The sequence below is a fragment of the Klebsiella sp. K47 genome, assembly GCF_051858335.1.
Taxonomy (GTDB): Bacteria; Pseudomonadota; Gammaproteobacteria; order Enterobacterales; family Enterobacteriaceae; genus Klebsiella; species Klebsiella pneumoniae.
In genome coordinates this window covers 1-217 of the sequence record NZ_JBPYUI010000513.1, presented here as the reverse complement: position 1 = coordinate 217, position 217 = coordinate 1, and the positions used below count along the sequence as shown (strand labels likewise).

The 217-nt window shown below is 65.0% G+C and carries 1 protein-coding gene; it reads left to right on the top strand.

The features are described 5' to 3' along the window. Positions 1-217 (top strand): aldehyde dehydrogenase family protein (locus tag RRF55_RS29020; RefSeq protein ID WP_439419452.1); only part of this gene is annotated, 217 nt, incomplete at both ends.

Here is a 217-nt window from a genome sequence, read left to right as displayed (position 1 = left end):
GCCGATTTCGATGCGGCCATCGATGAAGCCAACAACACCCAGTACGGCCTGGCTGCCGGCTTGCTGTCCGATTCGCGCGCCCGCTACCAGCATTTCTGGCTGCGCAGCCGCGCCGGCATCGTCAACTGGAACAAGCAACTGACCGGTGCAGCCAGCAGCGCACCCTTCGGTGGCGTCGGTGCCAGTGGCAACCATCGCGCCAGTGCCTATTACGCGG